Raw genomic sequence first — 23,206 nt, forward strand, 5'->3', positions numbered from 1 at the left:
CGGCGGAGGGCGCGAGAGACGCGGCTCTCCCCGCCACTCTCAACGTATAGCGCACCGGGGGGCTTGCGGCAAGACCCGGGTCGTGCCGCAGAATCGTCCGCCGAAGCCAGAATCTGCGGAACCGGGGGCGCAGGTCAGGGGCGTCGCCCGCCGCGGGAGCCGCGCGGGGTCGGCGGCCCCGGCGGCGGGCTCCCGGGCGGCCGCGGGGACTCGGCGAAGCCACGACCAGCGACCACGAGCCGGAGCCGATACGTGAACCCTTTGACCGCCAGCGTGTTCGATCTCCCCGAACGCCTGTCACCCAAGGCCGACCCGGCGCTGATCGAGCGGGACGAGGGGCACTTCGCGGCCATCGCGCGGAGCCTCGAACAGGCGATCCGCGACCTGTCCGACCGGCTCGAAGCCGAGCGCAGGGCGCCGGGCGGGATCGGTCAGCGGGCGATGGACCGGGACATGGAGATCCACCGGCTGACCGCGCGCCTGCGCACGCTGCGCCGCTTCGGCCTGGACCTGTGCCTCGGGCACATGGCCGCCGCGGACGGCTCCGAGCCCGTGTACGTCGGACGGCTCGGCCTCACCGACGGCACGGGCCGCAGGCTGCTGCTCGACTGGCGCTCGCCCGCCGCCGAACCGTTCTTCGGGGCGACCCACGCCGACCCGATGGGGCTGGCGAGCCGCCGCAGGTACCGCTGGACCCGCGGACGGATCAGCGACTACTGGGACGAGGTGTTCACCGCGGACGGGTTCGCCGGGCACGCGGCGCTGGACGACCAGTCCGCGTTCATCGCGAGCCTGGGGAGCGACCGGTCGGACCGGATGCGCGACGTGCTCGGCACGCTCCAGGCCGACCAGGACGCGATCATCCGCGCGGGATCGCGCGGCGCCCTCGTCGTCGACGGCGGCCCGGGGACGGGCAAGACGGTCGTCGCCCTGCACCGCTCCGCCTACCTCCTCTACTCCGACCCGCGCCTGTCCCATCACCGGGGCGGCGTGCTGTTCGTCGGCCCGCACCAGCCGTACCTGGCCTACGTTTCCGACGTGCTTCCCAGCCTCGGCGAGGAGGGCGTCCAGATCTGCACCCTGCGCGACCTGGTCGCCGAGGGGGCCGGGGCGGTCGCCGAGACCGACCCGGAGGCGGCCCGGCTGAAGTCGTCCGCGGACATGGTGAAGGCGATCGAGAAGGCGGTCGGGTTCTACGAGGACCCGCCCACCGAGGGGATGGAGGTCGCCACCCACTGGTCCGACGTCTGGCTGAGCCCCGCCGACTGGGCCGAGGCGTTCCAGGCGCCGGAGCCCGGCACGCCGCACAACGAGGCGCGCGACCAGGTCTGGGAGGAGCTGATCACGATCCTCGCCGACAAGCACGGCGGCGAAGCCTCCCCCGAGCTGCTCCGCAGGTCGCTCCAGCAGGACCGGGAGCTGCGCGCCGCCTTCAACCGGGCGTGGCCGCTGATCGAGGCGGCCGACCTCGTCGGGGATCTGTGGTCGGTGCCCGCCTACCTGCGGCTGTGCGCTCCCTGGCTCGGCAAGGACGAGATCCGCCTGCTGCAGCGCGAGGACGCCCAGGCCTGGACGGTGTCGGACCTGCCGCTCCTGGACGCGGCGCGGCAGCGCCTCGGCGACCCGGAGGCGTCGCTGCGCAGGCGCCGCCACGAGGCCGCCGTCGCCGCCGAGCGCGAGCGCATGGCGAGGGTCGTGGACGACCTCGTCGAGGTGGCCGACGACGAGTACGGGACGGGACTGGTGACGATGCTGCGCGGTGAGGACTTCCATGACGCCCTCGTCGACGAGGGCGCCCTGGCCGGCGCCGACCCGGACCGGCTCGCGGGCCCGTTCGCGCACGTCGTCGTGGACGAGGCGCAGGAGCTGACCGACGCGGAGTGGCGGATGCTGCTGCTGCGGTGCCCGTCCCGGAGCTTCACGATCGTCGGGGACCGCGCGCAGGCCAGGCACGGGTTCACCGAGTCGTGGCGGGAACGGCTCGAACGGGTCGGGTTCGACCGGATCGAGCCGGCGTCCCTCAGCGTCAACTACCGGACGCCGGAAGAGATCATGGCGGAGGCCGAGCCGGTGATCCGGGCCGCGCTCCCGGACGCCAACGTGCCGACCTCGATCCGCGGCACGGGCGTCCCCGTCGTCCGCGGACCGGTCGCGGACCTGGACCGGGTCCTCGACGCCTGGCTCGCCGCGCACGACGACGGGGTCGCCTGCGTCATCGGCGATCCCGCGTTCCCGGGGCGGCCCCGCGTCCGGTCCCTGACTCCGGAGCTGGCCAAGGGGCTGGAGTTCGACCTCGTCGTGCTCATCGACCCGGACCGGTTCGGCGAGGGCGTCGAAGGAGCGGTCGACCGCTATGTCGCGATGACCCGGGCGACCCGGGAGCTCGTCGTCCTCACGAGCGCCTGAGCCCGCCGGGCCGGGGATCAGTCCCCGACCTGGCCCCTCCAGCCCGGGGCGTCGAGACCGGCGAGCAGTTCGCGCAGCAGGCCGGCGAGCTGCTCGCGGCGGTCGCGGGCGAGGTGGCCGATGAGGCGGTCCTCGGCCGCGAGCAGGTCGGCGACGACGCGGTCGAGCAGGGCGCGGCCCTCCCCGGTGAGGGTGACCGCGCGCGCGTGGTAGCCGGAGCCGACGGTGGTCCGCTCGACCAGCCCGGCCCCGGCGGCCCGCTCCACGCGCTGGGTGATCGCCCCGCGCGTCACCATGCAGGCCTCGGCCAGCTCGCCCGGGCTCATCCGGTACGGCGGGCCGGAGCGGCGCAGCGTGGACAGCAGGTCCAGCGTCGCGACGTCCACTCCCTGCCCCGCCAGGAGGCGGCGGCGCTCGTCGCCGAAGACCTTGGCGGCCCACCAGATCCGGGTGACGACCCCGATCGACTCCACCGGGACGCCCGGCAGCTCGCGCCGCCAGGCGTCCTGGACGGCGTCGGCGCCGTCGCGGGGCGGCTCAGCGGCCACGCTCGGCACCTCCGTTGACCTGGATGATCTGCGCGGTGACGTGCCCGGCGCCGGGCGAGGCGAGCCAGTGCACGGTCTCGGCGACGTCCCCCGGCGTCCCGGCCCGCCCGGTGTGGGTCTGCGCGATCTGCGCCGCCCGCCGCTCGTCGCTCATCGCGTCGCCGAAGAACTCGGTGTCCTCGATGTAGCCCGGGGCGACGACGTGCGCGCCATGTCGAAGCCTCCTTGAGTTTAGGTATAAAGTCAGCTTAGCGGGCTCCCGGAGCGGCGGCCGCCGGCGGCCTCAGCCCGCGGCCCGCCTCACCAGCTCGGCGATCCGCGCCTCGCCCTCGGCGGCCAGCTCCGGCAGGGCGAAGGAGGTCGGCCACATGGCGCCCTCGTCGAGAGCCGCGACGTCGCTGAACCCGAGGGTCGCGTACCTCGTCTTGAACTTCGCCTTGGCCTGGAAGAAGCAGAGCACCTTGCCGTCCTTGGAGTAGGCGGGCTGGCCGTACCAGAGCCTCGGCACGAGGTCCGGGGCGGCGGCCCGGACGATCTCGTGCACCCGCTCGGCGATGGCGCGGTCCGCCTCGTCCATCTCGGCGATCTTGGCGCGGACGTCGCTCTCTCCGTCGGCCTCGGCCTTGCCCGGGGCACGGCGCGCGGCCTTCTTCAGCTCCTGGGCGTGGTCCTTCATCGCGGCACGTTCCTCGGCGGTGAAGCCGTCGAACCTCTCGCCGGCCGCGGCGGTGCTCTCGGTGGTCTTCTTCGTGTCGCTCATGGCGGGATCCGTTCGGGTTCGCGGCGGGGTCGTGCGGGGACGGGGTGTGCGGGGACGGGGCGTGCGGGGACGGGGCGCGCTCAGCCCCACGCGCCGGCGATCTGCCGGGTCGTGGCGTTGAGCCGGTTGAACAGGTTGGTGACGCCGATCATCAGGACGATCGCGGCCAGCTCCTTCTCGTCGAAGTAGGTGGCGGCGGCGTCCCAGACCTCGTCGCCCACGGCGTCGGCGCGGTCGGCCAGCCGCGTCGCGGCCTCGGCCAGCGCCAGCGCCGCGCGCTCCTCCTCGGTGAAGTACGGGGCCTCCCTCCAGGCGGCGACGGTGGCCAGCCGCTCGTCGGTCACCCCGGCCTTGCGGGCCGTCTTGGCGCCGGCGTCCACGCAGGCGCTGCAACCGTTGATCTGGCTGACCCGCAGGTGCACCAGCTCCAGGGTCTCCTCCGGGACGCCGCCGGAGTGCACGGCCTTGAACAGCTCCTGGATGGGCTGCATCGCGCCGGACAGGACCATGGCGGGGTTCTTCATACGGGACTGCATCTGCGTTTCTCCTCTGCGGTCGTGCCCCCTCCCTCAGGGGCATGACCCCATCACAGCCGGAGCGGCCTACGATGACGACGTCGGTGGGACACCGTGGGACACGCGCAACGCCGCTGAACAGGAGCGACGCGCCCGCACGAGTTCCGCCGCGGTGGGACGGAGGCGGGGGAACGGTGGTCGTGGGACGGCAACGGGCGGAGAAGGCCGATCCGCAGGACGAGCTCGCGGCACGGCTGCGCATGCTGCACGAGCTGTCCGGACGCGGCGTCCGGGCCCTGGCGCGGGACGCCGGGCTCAGCTCGTCGTCGCTGTCGCGGTACCTCAGCGGCCAGACGGTTCCGCCGTGGACGGCGGTGATCGCGCTCTGCCGCCTCCTCAGGCGCGACCCGCGCCCGCTGCGCCCCCTCTGGGAGCGGGCCTCCAGCGCGCTGCCCGCGCCGCCGAAGACCAGCCGGCAGGTCCAGCCGCCGGCGCCGCCGACCGGGGCGCCGCGCCCGCCCCGCAACGACCTGCCGCGCGACGTCCCCGACTTCACCGGACGCGAGACCGAGCTGAAGGCCGTGCTCGCGGCGGTGGACGCCGGCGGCGTGGTCGCCGTGGACGGCATGGCGGGCGTCGGCAAGACGTGCCTGGCGGTGCACGCCGCGCACCGGCTCGCCGCCGACCACCCCGACGCCCAGCTCTACGTCGACCTGCACGGCTTCACCGCCGGGCGGGAGCCGCTCGGCCCCGACCCCGCGCTGCGGACCCTCCTCGCCGCCCTGGACGTGCCGTCGGAGAAGATCCCGCAGGAGGGCGGCATCGAGCCGCTGGCCGCCTGCTGGCGGTCGGAGCTGGCGCACCGGCGGGCCGTCGTGGTCCTCGACAACGCCGTGGACGCCGACCAGGTCCGCCCGCTGCTGCCGGGCGCCGGCCGGTCCGTCGCGCTGGTCACCAGCCGCAACCGGCTGCTCGGCCTGGAGGAGGTGCCCCCGGTGTCGCTGGACGTGCTGACGCCGCAGGAGGGCGCCGAGCTGCTGGCCCGCGCGAGCGGGGACCCGGGCGGGGCCGGCGGCCGGCTGGCCCGCGAGCCCGAGGCCGCCGCCGAAGTGCTGCGGCGGTGCGGCCATCTGCCGCTCGCCCTGCGGCTGGCGGCGGCGCGGCTGCGGCACCGCCCGGGCTGGACCGTGGGCATCCTCGTCGAGCGGATGGCCGAGGGCGCCACGGAGTTCGACACGGCGTTCGCGATGTCCGTGCGGCAGCTGGACCGGGGGCGCCGCCGCTTCTTCCGGCTGCTGGGCCTGGTGCCCGGCTCGACCTTCGACGAGCACGTGGCGGCGGCGCTGGCGGACGTCCCCCTGCGCGGCGCCCGGACGATGCTGGAGGACCTTCTCGACGCGCACCTCGTCCAGCAGTCGGCGGCCGGGCGCTACCGGCTGCACGATCTGGTGCGCCAGCACGCGCGCCGCGCCTGCGCCGAGCACGACTCGCCCGCCGAGCGGGAGCAGGCGCTCGGCCGGGTGCTCGACTACTACGTGCACGCCGCCGCGGCCGCGGACGCCGCGGTGTCGTACATGCCCTCCGGTCGGGAGGTCTCCGCGGGCCGGCGACCGCGCGACCTGCCCGAGTTCGCCGGCAAGCACGCGGCGCTCTTCTGGTTCGCCACCGAGTACACCAACCTGATGGCCGTCTTCGAGGCGGCGGTCGCCGCCGGAGCCGACGCGCACGTGTGCGAGCTGCCCCGGCGCATGCGGGCGTTCTTCGCGCGGCGCTGCGGCACGACGCACCTCAACGTCCTCTTCGAGCACTCGCTGGCCGCCGCGGGGCGCCTGGACGACCCGCTGCAACTGGCCGAGGCTCACAGCGATCTCGGCTTCGCCCGCTACAACGCGGGACGGATGGCGGAGGCGGCCACGGCGTACGCGGCGGCGGAGCCGCTGGTGTCCCGGGCCGGGAACGTCAGGACCGAGGCCGAGCTGACCATGCGCCGGGGCTACCTCGGGTGGGACGAGGGCAGGGTCGAGGAGCCGCTCGACCTGTTCCGGCGGGCGGGCGGGCTGTACCGGGACGCCGGCTGCCCGACGGGCACCGCCCACGCGACCGCGTACGAGGCGTGGGCGATGCTCCAGCTCGGGCACCGCGAGGAGGCGGCGCGGCTCGCCCGCGCCGTGCTGGAGATCCCGCACGCCGACCCCGCCTGGCCTCCCGCGCTGACGGCCCGGATCACCCTCGGCGTCGCCATCGCCGCCGAGGAGCCCGGCGAGGCGACGGGGCACCTGGAGCGGGCGCTCGCGCTGGCCCGCGAGGACGGGCACCGGCACAACGAGGCCTGGTGCCTGAACTGCCTGGGCGTCGCCCTGCGGCAGGCGGGCCGGTACGAGGAGGCGCTGGCCGCGCACCGCCGGGCCTTCGCCCTGCTGGACGAGCTGTTCGAGGAGCAGTGGAAGATCCACTTCCTCTACGGCCACGCCGAGACGTGCCGGCTGGCGGGCCTGCCGGAGGAGGCCCTGCGCCTGCACCGGCAGGCGCTGGAGCTGGCCCCGAGGCTGGGGTACCGCCACGCCGAGGCGCTGGCCCGCGAGGGGATCGCCGCCGTCCTCGACGAGACCGACCCGGCCGCGGCCGCCGCGCACCGCGCGGCGGGCCGGGCCGTCCGGCGGGACCTCGATCCAGGCGCCCGCACCGGCTGACGCTCCCGAGCTCGACGCGCAATGCCGCGTCCCGCACTGTTGCGGGGGCCTGATCCGGGGCATGACCCGGGTGTTCCTGTTGGAAGGGGGCCCTGGTGGAAGGTCAGTCCTGGCCACGGCTGCGCGTCGCCGACTGGACGCCGACGCGCGACACGCTGCACATGTGGACGCAGATCGTCGGCAAGATCCGGCTGGCCCACGCGCCGCTGGTGAACCACTGGTGGAACGTGACGCTGTACGTCAGCCCGCGCGGGCTGACCACGTCCGCGATCCCGTACGGCGGGGGCGCGTTCGACATCGAGTTCGACTTCGTCGACCACCGGCTGCGGCTGCGCGCCTCGGACGGCAGCCTCCGTGAGTTCGAACTCGCGCCGATGCCGGTGTCGCGGTTCTACGCCCGGACGATGGAGGCCCTGCACGAGCTGGGGATCGAGACGCACATCCAGGCGCGCCCGAACGAGGTCGACCCGGCGATCCCGTTCGAGGAGGACCACCAGCACGCCTCGTACGATCCCGAGGCGGCGCACCTGTTCTGGGGCCAGCTGCTCCAGGCCGCGCGGGTGCTGGGGGAGTTCCGGTCCCGCTACATCGGCAAGGTCAGTCCCGTGCACTTCTTCTGGGGCGCCATGGACCTCGCCTGCACGCGCTTCTCCGGACGGGACGCGCCCGAGCACCCGGGCGGCGCCCCGAACTGCGGGGACTGGGTGATGGTCGAGGGGTACTCGCGGGAGCTCAGCAGCTGCGGGTTCTGGCCGGGCGGCGGCGAGGAGGGGGCCTTCTACGCCTACGCCTATCCCGAGCCCGCCGGGTTCGCCGACCGCCGGGCGGGCCCGTCCGGCGCCTTCTACAGCAGGGAGAACGGCCAGTTCCTGCTTCCGTACGAGGCGGTGCGGGAGGCCCCCGACCCCGACCGGGCCCTCCTGGAGTTCCTGCAGGGCACCTACGATGCGGCGGCCGATCTCGGAGCCTGGGACCGCGCCGCGCTGGAGGCCGACCCGGCGCGGTGGGACCACAAGTCCCGCGAGGGCGCCTGAGCCGAGCCCCCCGGACCGGCGATCGGGATGTCGGACGCCGCCGCTAGTTTGCGGTGCCATGGGCGAGACGGCGGAGATCCCGGTCGAGTGGCGTGAGCACATCCATCCGAGGCGCGGCGGCGTCCCCGGTCCGCCGGTCGCGCTGGACGAGGGCGCGGCGGAGCGGGCCCGCGGGTGGGACCTCGCGGCCCGCGCGATCGCCGAGGAGATGGCGGAGCACGAGCGCACCGACCCCGACCTCGGCCGGGCCCTGCGGGCGCGGCTCGCCGGGGAGGCCGACCCGGCGGGCGCGGCGGCGGTGGCCGCCGTCGCGGTGAAGTACCTCGAAGGAGTCGACGGCACGGCGTTCCTGGACGCGTGGGTGCTGGACCACGGGCTCGCCTTCGCCGCCTGCGCGGTCACCGAGGCGTTCTCGATCGAGCCCGGCCCGGCGCCGCGCCCCGCGCCGTCCGGCTCCGGCCTCGGCGTCGGGCTCGTCGCCTTCGTCGGCGGCGCCGTGCCCCGGGGACGGCGCGGCGAGATCCGGCGCGTCACCTTCCACGACCACTTCCCGGTCGGCCGCTGGGCCGCGCAGGACGCGGTGGTCAAGCGGCTCCGCGCGCTGCTGGCCGCCGCGTCCGACGACGAGTACGGCGACGCCGTCGCGCGCCTCTCGCATCACCGCGGCGACGCGTGGAGGAGGCGCGTGGCGTCCTACCTCGCCCCGACCGAGACCGCCTGGCTGGACGGCTCCCCGGAGCGCTCCTTCGGTTCCCGAGAACTCGACTACGAGTTCCTGCTCTGCTCCCTGTCCAGCGCGGCGCAGATCGGAAGGGTGAGGTGGGTGCCGGCCACTCCCGCCGTGCTCGGGACGCTGCTCGACGGCCTCGGCGCGGACGCGCTCCCGCTGCTCGACATCGCCCTCGGGCAGGGGCTCGGCGCCGATGAGGCGCGCTCGGTCGTGCTGCGGGCGCTCGTGGGGATCGCCGACGAGGCGGTCTTCCCGCTCCTGCTCGACCGCATGGGCGAGAAAGGGGTCCCGGCCGCCTTGCAGGAGGCGGCCGGGCGGCATCCGGAGCGTGCGCTCCGGGCGCTGGTCCCGTTGGCCGGCGACGACACGGCCAGGGGCCTGCAAGCGGCCGGTACGGTGCGCGGGCTGCTGTACGCCAGGCCCGACCTGGCCGAGGCGGTGCCTTCGGGAAGCGCCGAGGCGCTGCTGCCGCGGCCGGCCGTGCCGGACAGTCCCGATCTGCCCGAGGTGCTCGACGGCAGGCCCGTCCGGGGCGCGAAGTCGGACTGGGCCGACCCGGCGCTGCTTCCGCGGATCCTCACGCGCGGCCGCGACCGGGCGCTGCCCGCGAGCGCGACGCGGCGCCTGCTCTCGCTGCTCGCCAGGAAGGCGCCCGAGGCCGCGGAGGTCCGCGCGTTCTGCGACCGGCACTCGCTGGCCGAGTTCTCCTGGGCGGTGTTCGAGCGCTGGTACGCGCTCGGCGCGCCGACGCGGCACAACTGGGCGCTGGCGCAGCTCGGCCTGATCGGCGACGACACGACGGTGCGGCGGCTCAGCCCGCTGATCAAGCTCTGGCCGGGGCAGGGGCTCACCGGCCGGGCCGTGTCGGCGCTGGACGTCCTGGCCGCGATCGGCTCCGACGTGGCCCTCACCCACCTGTTCGAGCTGACCCGCCGCGGCAGGTACAAGGGGCTGAAGGGCAGGGCCGCCCTCAAGATCGACGAGATCGCCGCGGCGCGCGGCATGACGCGCGAGGCCCTCGCCGACCGGGCCGTCCCGGACTTCGGGCTGGACGAGCGGGGCACGCTCGTCCTGGACTACGGCGCGCGCCGGTTCACCGTGGCCTTCGACGAGCAGCTCGTCCCGCTGGTCGTGGAGCCCGGCGGAAAGGTGCGCAAGAGCGCGCCGAAACCCGGCCCGAAGGACGATCCGGCCCTCGCCCCGGCCGCGCACGCCCTGTTCGCCGGCTTCAAGAAGGACCTGCGGACGATCGCCGACCAGGAGATCAGGCGCCTGGAGCTGGCCATGATCACCCGGCGGAGCTGGACGCCGGAGGACTTCCGGACCCTGTTCGTCGCCCACCCGCTGCTGGGGCACATCGTCCGCCGGCTGGTGTGGACGACCGACTCCGGGACGGCCTTCCGCGTCGACGAGGCCCGCGACTACGCCGGCGTCGGCGACGACCCGTTCACCCCCGAGCCCGACGCCCGCATCGGCGTCGCCCACCCCGTCCTGCTGGGCGACGACCTGCGCGCCTGGGTCGAGCTGTTCGCCGACTACGAGATCCTTCAGCCGTTCGAGCAGCTGGGACGGCCCGTCTACCGCCTGACCGAGGACGAGCGGGCCGCGCGTCGGCTGGCCAGAGTGGAGGGGCTCGTCCTGCCCTACGGCAAGGCCAAGGGCCACTCGCAGGGGCGCTGGGAGTCCGTGGACGCGGACGGCGGGTTCTCGGGCGGGTGGCTCGCCCGGCGCGACCCGGCCGGCTTGTACGTCGTGGCGGGTCTGAGCCCCGGCCTTGGCTACTACATGTACGGGGAGGGCGAAGACCAGAAGGTCAGCGCCCTCTGGGCGGGGCCGGCCCCGGCCCGCGCGCCGCAGGACGCGGTGCCGCTCGGCCGGGTCGATCCCGTCACCCTGAGCGAGGCCGTCCACGACCTCGTCCGCAGCGCGTCCCAACCCGACGGGCGGAGCGCCGGGCTCGGGACCTGACCGGTTCCGAGCCCGGCGCCACCCCGGCGCGTCCGGGGCGGGGAGCGGGATCCGAGGCCGCAGGGGGTCAGTAGTGGGGGTTGTTGCTCTGCGGGATCTCGATGCTGATCGGCATCTTGAATCCGGACAGGTAGAGCAGAGCGCCCTGGCGGAGGATCTCGTCGAAGGCCCAGTAGAGCTGCTGCAGCTCCTTCGGCGCCTTCGTGATGTCGAGGAGGCCTTCGCGGACGGCGACGAAGGGCGGCCAGAGGGTCCGGATGAGCGGGTCCCACAGCGGGTCCCGGGGGATCTTCAGCCATCCGGCGATCTCGTCGCCGAGCATGAAGCGGGTGAGCGAGCCGAGGATGGGCTTGGTGAGGATCCCGCCGTCGATGGTGGAGCCGAGGTTGAGCAGGATGTCGGCCAGCTTGACGCCCTCGGGCGTCGGCGCGAGCACCGGCGTCAGCACCTGCTCGGCCTGGGAGTTCGCCTCCCTCCACGACTTCGGGATGTACTCGTCCTGGATGCCGAGCATGTGCCCGGCGAGCTGCCAGGACAGCAGGAACGCCTCGGACTCGGCGTCCGGGATCGGCACCTTCCAGCCGACCAGGTTCTGCATGACGGTCGTCGGCAGGCTGTGCCACGTGACCATCATGTCGGCCTGGCTGATCGGGATCTTCTCGTCGGCGGCCTTGGTCCAGTACGGGGACTTCGGCAGCAGGTGGCGGACGGCGGCGTGCACCAGCCGCGTCTTGACGCAGGTCACGATCATCTCGCCGTCGGGCTCGAACGCCTTCTCCGAGCCGATGTCGTAGCCGAGCTTGGCGGTCTTGGTGATGCGGTCCTTCATGTCCGCGCCGCCCTGGGAGTAGTAGACCGCGCGCGCCTCCTTGGGGATGGCCGTGCTCATCATCCCGCTGGCGAAGCCGTAGGTGACGCCGAGGTAGAGGCCCCGCTTCTCGTTGAACTCGAACGCGGTGGCCAGCTTGCTCCGGTCGGCCCACTCCGGCAGCCGGCGGGCGCGTTCCATGAAGTCGCGCAGGTCGGCCGGCAGCCCGTCCGGCAGCGGCTGCCCGTTCTTGGTCCAGGTGCGCAGCAGTCCGTTGACCTCGGGGACGGCGCCCCGGTCGAGCAGCGAGGCGACCAGCGCGTCGGCCTCCGGGTCCCACACCCATCGCGGGTCGGCGCCCCTGCCCGCGCCCGCCACCGAGCCCTCGGGCGACCATGTCCACAGGGAGGACGCCTGCGCGGGCGAGGCGACGCCGAGGGCGCCGAGCGCCCCGAGCGCCCCGCCGGTCATCAACACGTTGCGTCTGCTGGGTCTGTCCATGCCTTCGCTCCTCCTGGGGGCCGGGAGCGTCCCGCCGATCGCGATGTCGGACACCCCCGGGTTTCCTGAGCTGACCGGAACACTAGACGCTTATTGGCACTCTGCCAATAGGCGTTGCGCGGTCAGCGCAGCGGGAAGCCGAGCTCGCGGCCCTGCTCGCGCAGCTCGTCGCGGGCGGAGGGGTGGGCGACGTTGTCGATGATCTGCTGGGCCTGGGAGGCGGCGTCGTTCCCCCAGACGGTGGCGGCGCCCCGCTCGCTGACGATGTAGCTGTGCTGGAACGAGGTGACCGGCCCGGCGAGGCGCGCGATGACGGTCGAGACGTCCGCGCGCGGATGCCAGGACGGAAGGGCGATGACGGCGTGCCCGCCGGGGGAGTGCAGCGCGCCGACGACGAAGTCGGTCTGCCCGCCGAAGCCGGAGTAGATCGCCCCGCGGACGCGGCTGGCGTTGGCCTGGGCGAACAGGTCGACCTGCAGCGCGGAGTTCACCGAGACCATGCGGGGCCTGCGGGCGATGAGGCTCGGGTCGTTGGTCTTCTCGGTGCGCAGCATCCGGATCCGGTCGTTGCGGTCGACCCAGGCGTACAGCTCCGGGCCCCCGAACGCGAAGGACGCGGTGATCGGGGTCCCGGGGTCGAGCGCGCCCGCCTTCTCCAGCGCCAGCACCCCGTCGCTGAACATCTCCGACCAGACGCGCAGCCCCCGCCGGTCGAGGAGCGAGGAGAGCACGGCGTCCGGTATGGCGCCGATGCCGAGCTGCAGGGTGGCGTCCTGCGGGACGAGCCCGGCCACCCGCTCGCCGATCTCGTGGGCGACCTCGCCGGGCGGCCGGGGGACCGGGGTGGCGAGCGGCTCGTCGTCCTCGATCGCCAGGTCGATCTCGTCGGTCGCCAGGACGGCGTCGCCGAACGTGTAGGGCATCTGGGGGTTGATCTGGGCGACGACCAGGCCGCCGCGCGCGCGGACCGCCTCGATGGCCGCGGGCAGGATGTTGACCTCGATGCCGAGCGAGACCGTCCCGCCGACCGGCGTGGAGGTCTGCACGATCACCACGTCCGGCGGCAGCGAGTCCTTCAGCAGGTTCGGCACCAGCGACAGCCGCGACGGGAAGTAGCGCAGGTTCGGGCGGCCGCGCATCCCCGCGCCGACGAAGGGCGTCTCCAGGTCGACCCCCTCGCGGTCCGGCATCTGCGTCTGCGCGTTCAGCATGAACAGGCGGTACTCGGCGACCGCGGCGTCCAGGACCCGCAGGGCCAGCCCAGGGGCGGCGAAGTTGCCGCCGGCGACGATCCGGGGCCGTCCCGGCAGTCCGGCCAGCACCCGTGCCAGATCCTCCTGGGAGACAACGCGCATCGAGATCCCTTTCCGAGAGACTTCCTGACCAGGTCGCGGCGGGTCCGCGTGGCCAGTGTGCCCGACCTGCCCGGACGGCGCCGACGCCGAGGGCGGTGAAGGGTGGGGAGGGGGACGCGGGCGACCCTGGACGCCGTCCGGCGGCTGCCGGAGATCGGCGCGGGTGGGCCGGTCGGCCCTCTCGGACCCAGCATGGGCCCGCCCGCCGAAGCCGCGCGGCCGGCGATGATTTCCCGGCGCCGCCGCGGTCATCATCTGCGACGCATCCACGACGCACGAGGAGCGACATGGCACTCGATCTCTTCGCCGGCATCCCCGTCACCGACTACGCGCGGGCGCTCCCGTGGTACGAGCGCTTCTTCGGCGCGGAGCCGTCGTTCCTGCCCAACGACGTCGAGGCCGTGTGGGAGGTCGCCGAGCACCGGTACGTCTACATCGTGCAGGACCCGGAGCGGGCGGGGAACGCCCTGGTGCTCGCGTTCGTCGACGATCTCGGCGACCGGGTCGCGGGTGCCGCCCGGCGGGGGATCCCGCCGGCGGGACGCGAGGAGTACGGCAACGGTGCGACCAAGGTGGTCTTCCGCGACCCGGAGGGCAACGAGATCTCCTTCGGCGGCGCCGGATGACGCGCCGGGTGTACCGCCTAGGCCGCCTGCCTCTCGGCCAGATGCCGCAGCTCGGCGGCGCACATCATGAGCCGGCGCACCGGAAGGTGCCGGACGTAGTGGTCCAGGTCCGCGCCCAGCGCGAACACGTGCACCGGGGTCCCGGCGTCGCGGCCGGAGCCGACGGCCTGGCGCAGCGCGGCCAGGACCGCCGGGTGCCGCGTCTGGTAGACCGACGAGACCAGGTGGTTGCCGCGGTCGGCCGCGAGATAGAACTGGATCAGGTCCTTGGTGCCGACGAACAGCTCTCCGGCTCCGGAGGCGCAGAAGTCGGCCGCCGAGTGCACGGCGGCCGGCGTCTCGACGAAGACGGCGAGCGGCGTCGCGTCCCCGAGGCCGAGGAACCGCCGCAGCCGCACGTACTCGTCCCGGTCGTTGATGAACGGAACGGCGAAGCGCACCCGGTCCGCGTCCGCGCCCAGCCGCTCCCGCAGGCGGGCCCGCAGCGCCCGGAAGGCATGGGGGTAGCGGTGCTCGCGCAGCAGCCACCGGGCGCCGTGCCGGCCGAGTTCGGGGTTCGGCTCGTCGTCCACGTGGTCCCCTGACGTGATCTTGGCGGCGTCGTCGGAGCGCAGGTCGAGGAGTCTCATGATCAGGCGCTGGCCGGGGAGGAGCTCGCGCACCATCGGGCACAGCTCCGAGGCCACGGCGGCCCCGTAGCGCTCGGCCTCCCGGACGCCCTCCCGGAGGGAGTCGATCGGGCTCAGGGCCGCCGAGAAGCAGACGAACTCCTCGCGGATGAAGAAGGTGTCGGCGTGCTCGACGCGCGGCGCGAGGGCGTTGACCGCCCGGATGTCCGCGGTGTCGGCGACGACCACGCAGATCGACTCGATGTCGCCGAAGACGGCGGCCGGGCACCGCGGCGCCGGCGCCGCCGGCGCGGCCTCGCCGAGCACGACCGACGCGCGGTCGAGCAGGACCGTGGCCTCGCCGGCGAGCGCGTCCAGTTCGGACGGGGCGACGCGCAGCACGGGGATTCCGCGCGAGCGGCACAGGGACTGCATGTGGCCCGTCCGGCCGCCTTTCGCGCAGATGACTGCGGAGCAGGAGACGATGGCGTCATAAAGTTCGGGGCCGAGTTCGTCGACGACCAGAATGGCGCCGTCGACCGCTTTTCTGCCGCGGTTGCAGAATCCCCGAACGGACCGCTGGTGTGAGTCGACGAGCACAACCCCTGGTACTTCGCGAGGGCTCACGGACGTCCTCTCTCTCGCCGGTCCCGGTTGGCGATGAGGGCCCGACCGCACTCGAAGGGCGATTCGCGGTCGGGCCCGTCCCGGGCGGAGCATCCTTAGAGAGTGTCAGCCGCGGATGAGAGAACGCACCCCTCGAAATCCGATGCGGCTTTTCGGTTATCCCGATTCCGGCGGCTCGTCGAGTTCGAGCAGTGAACGCAGATCCCGCGGCGTCACGGACAGGTCGTTGAGCCTCGCCGCGGCGGCCGCGTTCACGACGGAGCGCAGCGCGCCGCACGGCGCGGGGGCCTCGCCACCGGAGGTCATGGCGTCGCGCAGGGCGTCGAGGCCGCCTGCGAGGCGCGCCTCCAGGGCCCGGCGCTCGCGGCGGCGCCGGGCGGCCATCCGGCGCACGTCGAGCCCGACCGCGCGGGCGAACGCCTCGCGGACCGCGTCGTCCCCGCCGTGGGCCACGGCCTTGGCCGTGGTTTCGGTCGGCTCGTCGTAGCGGGATTCGAGGTGGCGCAGGACCACCGCGGCGACGCCGACCGAGTGGTTCTTGATCGCGGCGAGGTTGAACGTGAACGCGCCCATCCGGCCGTACCGGGTGATCTCGTCGCCCTCCCGGGGGCAGCCGACCACGGTGATCGGGGCGGTCCGCGCGCCGGCCGGGCCGAGGAGGAAGCCGTGGCCGTCCACCTCGACGCCGCGTCCGGTGCGCCGGTGCGGCGCGGCGGTCTCGCGGCGCAGCAGGTTCCGCCACAGCGCCGAGCCGACCCGCCCGTAGTCGGTCTCCCGCCCGAAGTTGGAGATCACGAGGTCCGCCTCGACCGTCCGCTCCGCCGCGGCCCCGGACACCGCCACCCGCAGGGCGCCGGTCTCGGTGGCGGTGATCGCGCCGACGGCGCCGGTGGTGAGGACGATCTGCCCGCCCTCCGCCATCGCCGCGTCGACGAGCCCGGTGATGTCGGGGACGGCGCTCACGCGGAGCGTGGCCAGCAGGCTCCCGTACCGGTCGAGGAGCGCGCGGAGATCGGCCGTGGGGACCCGGGCCAGCACCTCGGGCAGGTGGGGCTCCCAGGACTTGGCGATGCGCTCGCTCACGACCGCGGGCGCCACGCCGGGATGCCGCCGGGCGAGGAGTGCGCGGGCCCGCTCCCACTCGTCCCTGAAGAGCCGGACGAGCTCGTCGCATCCCTCGTAGGCGCCGGCGCGCAGCCGCGGAGCCGGCAGGTCGAGGACGCGGTGGCGGTGGTCGGGGGGATAGGTGCGCAGCGTCAGACCGGAGCGCGAGATCATGTGGATCTTTCCGGTGTGGCCGTGCCGCAGGAGGAGCGAGGCGGAGTCGTACGCGCTCAGCAGCGTGCCGACGATGGCGACCTCGGCGTCCGGGCGCACGCCGAGGATCCGCTCCATGCCCTGGTCGGAGTAGGGGTGCCGGACGAAGCAGGGGTGGTCCGCGACGCCGGCCGCGAACGGGAGATCCCGCTCCTCCAGCCCCGTGGCGAGGACGGCGTGGTCGGCCTCGATCGTCATCGTGTCCGGATCGGCGCCGGAGCCCGGCGACGCGTACCTCTCCACGACGACGTCCACGCGGCCCGTGCCGACCGCGATGTCGACCGCCTCGCCGTCGACCTCGCGCAGTTCGACGCCGTCCGACGCCTCGCGGGCGGCGTCGGCGAGGCGGGTGCGGAGGTAGTCGGCGTAGAGCCGGCGGGGCGCCGGCCCGGACTCGGTGAAGGTGGATCCGCTCCACCGCGGGGGCCAGCCGGTCCGGTCGGCCTCGGTGTTCGCCCACTTCACGAAATCGTCGACGTCCTCCCGGAACATCGACATGCGGCCGGCCTGGATATTGAAGACGTGGTGCCAGTGGTTGCCCGAGCGATGATAGGCCACGCCCGCACCGCGGTATTCGGGCCGCCGTTCTATCAGAACGACCTGTAAAGGTTCTCGGGCGAACTGCATGAGACGTATGGCGGTGGCGGTTCCGGCTAAGCCGGCTCCGACGATGACGACCCTTCGGGGCCTGGAAAAGCCCACGTCACTACCCCGCCCGCATCGAACGGCCACAGAAAACCCTCCTCCCGCCGAGCGTAGCGCGCATTATCGCCCGGGCTCAATGGTTGGGCGGCCGAGCGGGTGGCGCATATTCGCACGGCGGCGCCCCGTCAGGAGCCAGGACCAATCCATGGACGTTCGCAGCGGAAAGTCCGCTTCCCGGGAAATGGGGCCACCGCAAGCCATTTGCTATATGAATTATTAGCGAATGGCCTGGACGGGTGAAGGGTGATCCGCGCGCACAGGAGCCGTCTCACGTGCGGCGGGGCCGCGCGGGCGCGGGCGCGGCCGGTGCCCCGACCGCTACCGGTTTGCCGAGCGCCGGTCGCGGTGGGGCGGCGCGGGCGTCGCGCCGTAGACCGTGAGCCAGATCGTCCGGGCGAGGGTGCGCGCGATCCGCTCGTCTCCCGCGCCCTCGTCGTGGTGGCAGTGCGCGGAGATCGTCCGTTCCACGGTCCAGATCAGCACCTGGGCCGTCGACCGGACGTCCATCTCCGGGTCCACGGCGCCCGCCCGCCGCTCCCGCTCCAGCCGGTTCTGCACGACGGCGGCGAACCGCCGGATCCGCTCGCGCCAGAACTCGGCGACCTCGGGGTCGTACCCGGCGACCTCGGCCAGGGCGTGCAGGACGCGGCGGTGCTCGCGGTACGCGGCGATCATCTTCCGCATGGCGCGGGCGACGCCGTCGACCCCGTCGGAGTGGTCGGCCCGCCACCAGAGGACGGCCTCGCCGAACAGCGCGTCGACCGCCTCGTCGGCCAGCGCGAGGAGCAGGCGGCTCTTGTCCGGGAAGTGCAGGTAGAGGGTGGAGCGCGCGACCCGCGCGCGCTGCGCGATGCGCTGCACGGGCAGTTCGGTGTAGGGCGTGCCGTCGGCCATCATCTCCGTCGCCGTCCGCAGGACGCGGCGCCGGACGTCGTCGCGCCGCTCCCGGACCTGCCGGCGCGGCCGCGTGGTGGTCGCCATGGTCGCAGCGTACCGCCCCGAGATCTGAATCGGACAGTGTGTCGACACATTGCTTCACGCGGCGGGCTCGCCCGCCGAACGGCCCCGATGTGGAGGCTCTACCAGCCGCCCGAGCTGGACGGCCTCAAGAAGGTCGGCGCCCGGCGCTACCGCTCCGGCCTGCCGAACCTCTTCGACGCCCCTCCCGGACGACTCCTCCCCGCCCTAGACGGTGAGGCGGCGCCAGACCTCGTCGAGGGCCAGGTGCAGGGCGCCGGTGAGGACGGTGTCCTCGGCGAGGCCGGAGAACTCCACGGCGGGCGGGGTGAGGGTCAGTTCGGTCAGGCGCCGGGTGATGGCGTTGAGCAGGACCGGCCCGGCGCGGGCGACGCCGCCGCCGATCACGACGGTGTGCGGGTCGAGGACCAGCACGGCGGGGGCGATCGCCTGCGCGAAGGTCGCGGCCACGGCGTCCACGACCCGCTGCGCGGCGGCGTCGCCGCCGGCGGCCGCGGCGAAGACGGCGGCGGCGTCGGGCTCGCCGTGCCGCAGGGCGGACTCGGGGTGCCGGCGCGCGGCGCGGCGGGCGCGCGCGGCGATGGCCTCGGCGCCGATGGTGCGCTCCAGCGGTCCCCGCCCGTCGCCGGTCTCCGGGACGCGGCCCGGCGGGCGGATGAAGCCGATCTCCCCGGCGGCGCCCGCGCCCCGGTGGAGGCGGCCGTCGATCACGACGCCCGCGCCCAGGCGCTCCCCCCACTGCACGGCCAGCAGGGTCCCGCGCTCCCCGGCGACGGCCAGGGCGGCGAGGTTGGCGTCGTTCTCGACCTGGACGGGGCAGCGGAAGCGGTCGCGCAGGTGGCCGGAGAGGTCCACCGACGTCCAGCCCGGAACGCTCGGCGCCAGCAGGACGCGGCCGGCGCCGGGGTCGACGATGCCCGGCGTGGCGACCACCACCCCGGCGATCTCGTCCGCGCCGAGCCCGGCCTCCCGCAGGGCGCGCCCGACCACCTCGTCGACGGCGCGCAGCAGGTGGTCAGCCTCGCTCCGCCCGACCGGGCGCCGCACGGACGCCAGGCGCCGGGCGGCGAGGTCGCCGACCCCGGCGCTGACCGTGTGGGGGCCGACGTCGAGCCCGAGCACCGGCGCGGCGCGGCCCCGCAGCGAGACGCGCACGGCGGGGCGGCCGCCGTGCCGGGAGGCCGCCGCGGGATCGTGCTGCTGGAGCCAGCCCGCCTCGACCAGGTCGTCCACGGCCTGCCCCACGGTGGGACGGGTGAGCCCGGTCGACTCGACGATCTCGGCCAGGCGCAGCGGATCGGGCGCGCGCTCGCGCACCGCCCGCAGGACGGCGGCGGTGTTGAGGCGGCGCAGCACCGGGGTGCCGACCGCGCGATCCTCTCCCATGCCCCCTCCAGAAGATCGCGGACGGACCCTTGACCGCGGGACCCGACGCCCTCATGATGAAGGCCGCTCTAGTTTTTCAACGAGCTTAACAAACCTCGCCGTGGAGGTGTCCGCCATGGTCCCGGGCCGACGAAGGGGAACCGGTGGCCGCTTGCGGTCGGCCGCCGTCTTGCTGGTCGCGCTGCTGGCGGTCTCGCTGACCGCGGTGGCCCCGGCCGGGGCGCGCGACACGGAACCGGCGGCCAGCGCGGCGGGACCCGCCGCCCGCGCGCTGGAGCGGCTCCTCGGCCGGGGCAGGGCCGGCCAGGTCGAGCTGCGGACGATCCCCAAGGGCCCCGGCCCCGACCGCTTCCGGGTCTCCGCCGAGCGCGGCCGCCTGGTCGTCGCGGGCACGTCCCCGGCCGTCCAGCTCACCGGGTTCGGCCGCTACCTGCGCGAGGTCGCGCACGCGAACGTCGCGATCGGCGGGACGCAGCTCGACCTGCCCGCGCGGCTGCCGCTGCCGTCCGCGCCGATCGAGGCGGACTCCTCGGTCGAGCACCGGTTCGCGCTCAACGACACCAACGAGGGTTACGCCGGCGCGTACCTGAGCTGGGAGGAGTGGGAGCGCCGCATCGACGCGCTCGCGCTGCTCGGCATCAACGAGGTCCTGGTGTACGAGGGGCAGGACGCGGTCTACCAGCGGACCTTCCAGCAGTTCGGCTACAGCGCCGCGGACATGCGCGCCTGGATCCCGCAGCCGGGCCACCAGGCGTGGTGGCTGCTGCAGAACATGTGCTGCACCGACTCGCCGATCTCCCAGCAGCTGGTCGACCGGCGCGCGGCGCTGGCCCGGCGCATGATCGACCGGCTGCGCGAGCTGGGCATGACGCCGGTGCTGCCCGGCTACTACGGCACCGTCCCGACCGACTTCGAGACCCGCAATCCCGGCGCGAACACCGTCCCGCAGGGCACCTGGAACGGCCTGGAGCGCCCCGACTGGCTCGACCCCACCGGGCCCGAGTTCGGCAAGGTCGCGGCGGCCTTCTACAAGGCGCAGACCCAGCTGTACGGACCGAGCACGATGTACAAGATGGACCTGCTGCACGAGGGCGGACGGGCTGGGTCCGTGCCTGTGCCCGAGGCCTCCCGGGCCGTGCAGGACGCGCTCGAAGCGGCGCATCCCGGCGCCACCTGGGTGATCCTCGGCTGGCAGAACAACCCCCGCAAGGAGACCCTCCAGGCGGTCGACCGCTCGCGCATGTTCATCGTGGACGGCATCACCGAGCAGCCCGATGTCACCGACCGCGAGAAGGACTTCCTCGGCACGCAGTACGCGTTCGGCACGATCTGGAACTTCGGCGGCCACCAGAACTTCGGCGCCGGCCTCACCGTGTGGAACGAGAAGTTCCACGCCTGGCGCGCAAGGCGGGGCACGGCCATGAACGGCATCGCGCTGATGCCCGAGGCCATCGACAACAACCCGGCGGCGGCGGCGTTCTTCGCCGACATGCCGTGGCGGGACGGCCCGGTCGACGTGGACGCCTGGTTCGACGCGTACGCCGCCGCCCGCTACGGGGCCGCGGACCCGCACGCGCTCGCGGCCTGGCGGATCATCGGCCGGACCGCCTACGCGTGGCCCGCGGGCAAGGACACCCGGCACGTGACCGGCCTGTTCGACGACCAGCCGAGCCTGACCACCACCGGAACGCCGCTGCAGTACGACCCCGCCGAGTTCGAGAAGGCCCTGCGCGAACTGCTCGACGTCGATCCGCGGCTGCGGCGCTCCGGCGCGTACCGCTACGACCTCGTGGACGTCGCCCGGCAGGTGCTGGCCAACCGCGGCCGGCTGCTCCTGCCCAAGATCCGCGCCGCCTACCGGGACGGCGACCGCGCCGCCTTCGCACGGCTCACCGGCCGGTGGACGAGCGAGATCCGCCTCATGGACGACGTCCTCGGCACCGACCCGAACTTCCTCCTCGGCGCCTGGCAGCGCGAGGCGTCCCGGCAGGCGGCGGACCGCGGGGAGGCGGCGACCCTCGACTACAACCTCAAGTCGCTGGTCACGCTGTGGGAGAGCGGCAGCCCCGGCCTCCAGGACTACGCGCGCCGCGAGTTCAACGGGCTGGTCGGCGGCTACTACGCCGAGCGCTGGAGGCTGTTCTTCGACGAGCTCGGAACCGCCATGCGGACCGGCGCGGAGCCGCGGCGGATCGACTGGCGCGACTTCGCCGAGCGCTGGGCGCGCGCGGGCACCCGCTACGCCGCCGAGCCGCACGGCGACGCCCACCGGCTGGCGCGTCGGGTGGCCGAGGAACCGGCGGGCGCGCTCGCCCTCGCCGGCGACCGCAAGGGCGTCGAGCCGGGCGGCGCCGTCCGCGTCACCGCGACGTTCACCAACGAGTCGAGCCTCGGCGAGGCTCGGCGGGTGCGCTTCCGGCTGACCGCGCCCGCCGGCTACGAGATCGCGGAGGGGCCCGGCTCCTCCGGCGACGTCGGCCCCGGCAAGACCGCCACCGCGGCCTGGACGGTGACCGCGCCCGCCGACGCGACGCCCGGCGCCCTGCCGGGCCTGGACGCCACGGTCTCCTGGCGCACCGCCGGAGGCGACTCCGAGCAGGCGGGCGCGCACTCCCTCCTCATGGTCGGCGGCGGAGCGGTGGGGGATCCCTACACGACCTTCGCCTCGACCGCGGCCGAGTTCGCGCGGTCCGGCGACACGGTCGGCATCGCCGCGGGCGGCAAGGACATGTGGGGGGAGACCAACGAGTTCGCGACCGTCTACAAGGACGACGGGCTGGCCCCGGGGCACGCGGTCTCCACGAAGGTGACCAAGCTGGACGGATCGTCCGACTGGACGCGGGCCGGGCTGGTCGCGAGCGACGACCTGGGCAGGACCGGGTCCGCCGGGTACGCGACCATCGCCGTGACGCCCGCCCACGGGTGCGTCTTCTCCTACGACGCCGACGGCGACGGCCGGCTCGACCACTACACCGAGGTCGGCGGTTTCACCGCCGGCGAGGTCCACGTGCGGCTGGGCAGGGACGGCGACCGGACGACCGGTTCGTGCAGTTCGGACGGAAAGAACTGGGCCGTGGTCGGCTCCGGCACGGTCCCCGGCTCCGGGGGCGCCGAGGACGTCGGGATGTTCGTCAGCGCGGTGAACAGCCACACCGCGCAGGAGGCGATCGCCCAGTTCGGCGGCGGCATCGCCGCCTCGCCCGGCACGTCCAGGGACGGCTCGGGCGACCCGCTGCAGAGCCTGCGCAAGCCCGTGACGGCGCTGTCCTCCGAGCCCGGACGGCCACCGGAGGCCGCCAACGACGGCAGCCGCGCGAACTCGCCCTACTGGGGCGGCCAGATGACCTACGGCGAGACCTGGTGGCGCGTCGATCTCGGCGCCGTCGACGACGTGTCGCGCGTCAACGTCCGCAACTACGTCGACGGGACCCGCTACTACACCTACCGCCTGGAGGGCAGCCTCGACGGCGGCCGCTGGTTCACCCTCGGCGGGCGCAACGGGCCGCGGCCCGCCGCCGACGCGGGCGACACCACGGCGACCGAGGCCAGGGCCCGCTACATCCGGGTGGTCGGGCTCGGCAACACCGCCAACCTCACCTTCCACCTCACGGAGGTGAGCGTCTACGGCACTCCGGCCGGGTGAC

16 protein-coding genes are annotated in these 23,206 nt (G+C 74.3%); 6 read left to right on the plus strand and 10 right to left on the minus strand.

The features are described from left to right. Window positions 1–252 precede the first annotated feature (252 nt). A complete protein-coding gene (helR, locus tag ACQEU6_RS04220) occupies window positions 253–2,406 on the plus strand; it encodes an RNA polymerase recycling motor ATPase HelR (protein ID WP_499329272.1) in 2,154 nt (717 codons plus the stop codon). Between the two features lie 17 nt (window positions 2,407–2,423). On the opposite strand, the gene ACQEU6_RS04225 is transcribed toward helR, so the two are convergent. The 4 genes from ACQEU6_RS04225 to ACQEU6_RS04240 form a co-directional block, all read right to left on the minus strand. Further along, window positions 2,424–2,954 (minus strand): MarR family winged helix-turn-helix transcriptional regulator, encoded by a 531-nt coding sequence (locus ACQEU6_RS04225; protein WP_499329273.1) that lies wholly within the window; start codon window positions 2,952–2,954, stop codon window positions 2,424–2,426. After that, complete coding sequence (locus ACQEU6_RS04230) at window positions 2,944–3,108, minus strand: SDR family oxidoreductase (protein ID WP_499329274.1); 165 nt, start codon at window positions 3,106–3,108, stop codon at window positions 2,944–2,946. Before ACQEU6_RS04230 ends, ACQEU6_RS04225 begins: the two co-directional genes overlap by 11 nt. 129 nt (window positions 3,109–3,237) lie before the next feature. Continuing rightward, on the minus strand, window positions 3,238–3,714 hold the full coding sequence (locus tag ACQEU6_RS04235) for an iron chaperone (protein ID WP_499329275.1): 477 nt from the start codon (window positions 3,712–3,714) through the stop codon (window positions 3,238–3,240). 80 nt (window positions 3,715–3,794) lie between these two features. After that, a complete protein-coding gene (locus ACQEU6_RS04240) occupies window positions 3,795–4,250 on the minus strand; it encodes a carboxymuconolactone decarboxylase family protein (RefSeq protein ID WP_499329276.1) in 456 nt (151 codons plus the stop codon). Window positions 4,251–4,429: 179 nt separating this feature from the next. Between ACQEU6_RS04240 and ACQEU6_RS04245 the strand changes: the two genes are divergently transcribed. The 3 genes from ACQEU6_RS04245 to ACQEU6_RS04255 all read left to right on the plus strand — a co-directional run bounded on the left by ACQEU6_RS04245 (window position 4,430) and on the right by ACQEU6_RS04255 (window position 10,651). Next, entirely contained in the window at window positions 4,430–6,919 is a 2,490-nt protein-coding gene (locus tag ACQEU6_RS04245) for a tetratricopeptide repeat protein (protein WP_499329277.1), read from the plus strand. Window positions 6,920–7,014: 95 nt separating this feature from the next. Then, on the plus strand, window positions 7,015–7,953 hold the full coding sequence (locus ACQEU6_RS04250; RefSeq protein ID WP_499329278.1) for a DUF5996 family protein: 939 nt from the start codon (window positions 7,015–7,017) through the stop codon (window positions 7,951–7,953). A 58-nt stretch (window positions 7,954–8,011) separates the two neighbouring features. Beyond that, window positions 8,012–10,651 carry a DUF4132 domain-containing protein gene (locus ACQEU6_RS04255; protein WP_499329279.1) on the plus strand — a complete coding sequence of 880 codons (2,640 nt, stop codon included), beginning with the start codon at window positions 8,012–8,014 and terminating at the stop codon, window positions 10,649–10,651. A gap of 67 nt (window positions 10,652–10,718) precedes the next feature. Here ACQEU6_RS04255 and ACQEU6_RS04260 read toward each other — a convergent pair whose 3' ends face one another. After that, on the minus strand, window positions 10,719–11,960 hold the full coding sequence (locus ACQEU6_RS04260; protein WP_499329280.1) for an oxygenase MpaB family protein: 1,242 nt from the start codon (window positions 11,958–11,960) through the stop codon (window positions 10,719–10,721). Between the two features lie 122 nt (window positions 11,961–12,082). Continuing rightward, window positions 12,083–13,315: an acetyl-CoA hydrolase/transferase family protein gene (locus ACQEU6_RS04265; protein ID WP_499329281.1), complete on the minus strand. Its 1,233-nt coding sequence runs from the start codon at window positions 13,313–13,315 to the stop codon at window positions 12,083–12,085. Window positions 13,316–13,602: 287 nt separating this feature from the next. On the opposite strand from ACQEU6_RS04265, the gene ACQEU6_RS04270 reads away from it, so the two are divergent. Continuing rightward, on the plus strand, window positions 13,603–13,941 hold the full coding sequence (locus ACQEU6_RS04270) for a VOC family protein (RefSeq protein ID WP_499329282.1): 339 nt from the start codon (window positions 13,603–13,605) through the stop codon (window positions 13,939–13,941). 17 nt (window positions 13,942–13,958) lie between these two features. On the opposite strand, the gene ACQEU6_RS04275 is transcribed toward ACQEU6_RS04270, so the two are convergent. The 4 genes from ACQEU6_RS04275 to ACQEU6_RS04290 all read right to left on the minus strand — a co-directional run bounded on the left by ACQEU6_RS04275 (window position 13,959) and on the right by ACQEU6_RS04290 (window position 19,562). Further along, on the minus strand, window positions 13,959–15,269 hold the full coding sequence (locus tag ACQEU6_RS04275; RefSeq protein WP_499329283.1) for a putative PEP-binding protein: 1,311 nt from the start codon (window positions 15,267–15,269) through the stop codon (window positions 13,959–13,961). Between the two features lie 63 nt (window positions 15,270–15,332). Then, window positions 15,333–17,225, minus strand: coding sequence for an FAD/NAD(P)-binding protein (locus ACQEU6_RS04280; protein WP_499329284.1), 1,893 nt, complete (start codon window positions 17,223–17,225; stop codon window positions 15,333–15,335). Between the two features lie 291 nt (window positions 17,226–17,516). Next, window positions 17,517–18,179: a TetR/AcrR family transcriptional regulator gene (locus tag ACQEU6_RS04285; RefSeq protein WP_499329285.1), complete on the minus strand. Its 663-nt coding sequence runs from the start codon at window positions 18,177–18,179 to the stop codon at window positions 17,517–17,519. A gap of 204 nt (window positions 18,180–18,383) precedes the next feature. Beyond that, a complete protein-coding gene (locus tag ACQEU6_RS04290) occupies window positions 18,384–19,562 on the minus strand; it encodes an ROK family protein (RefSeq protein ID WP_499329286.1) in 1,179 nt (392 codons plus the stop codon). 151 nt (window positions 19,563–19,713) lie between these two features. On the opposite strand from ACQEU6_RS04290, the gene ACQEU6_RS04295 reads away from it, so the two are divergent. Continuing rightward, window positions 19,714–23,205 carry an alpha-N-acetylglucosaminidase TIM-barrel domain-containing protein gene (locus ACQEU6_RS04295; RefSeq protein ID WP_499329287.1) on the plus strand — a complete coding sequence of 1,164 codons (3,492 nt, stop codon included), beginning with the start codon at window positions 19,714–19,716 and terminating at the stop codon, window positions 23,203–23,205. The last annotated feature ends 1 nt before the right edge of the window (window position 23,206 follow it).

Origin of the sequence: Spirillospora sp. CA-108201 (assembly GCF_050936235.1) — a bacterium.
Classification (GTDB): Bacteria; Actinomycetota; Actinomycetes; order Streptosporangiales; family Streptosporangiaceae; genus Spirillospora.